General features: G+C 52.4%; 1 protein-coding gene. It reads right to left on the bottom strand.

The window, feature by feature from the left end; translation table 11 throughout:
• Positions 1-267, bottom strand: a 267-nt coding sequence (locus tag AAEZ09_RS28425) for a Wadjet anti-phage system protein JetD domain-containing protein (protein WP_350601679.1), incomplete at both ends; no start/stop codon positions are given.

The following is a 267-nucleotide window of genomic DNA, read 5'->3' as shown; positions in this document are numbered from 1 at the left end:
ATTCCGTACTCTCCAGAGCGGAGGCTTTCGAAAAGTTCGGTCTCAGCATAACTTAGACCTAGCTCAGGCAAGTTTGCTGGTCGCACCTCGCTTACCCCACGGTCTCTGTAAGCAAGCAGCGTGGATTTATCCATCATCAATGCTTCGGCGTGCGGCTGCATGACTCTAACGTCAGCTAAGAATTTTAGCCCCCAGGTATCCAAATCTCCCCAGTAACCAATGCGCTTTTCCTTTAGCCAGCGCGCCTTAAGCCAGACCGTGTTGCGC

It is taken from the genome of Pseudomonas sp. 65/3-MNA-CIBAN-0223, from assembly GCF_040310425.1.
In the GTDB taxonomy this organism is placed as follows: domain Bacteria; phylum Pseudomonadota; class Gammaproteobacteria; order Pseudomonadales; family Pseudomonadaceae; genus Aquipseudomonas; species Aquipseudomonas gregormendelii.
The sequence above is the reverse complement of the archived record's forward strand: the minus strand, read 5'-3'. Positions and strand labels throughout refer to the sequence as shown.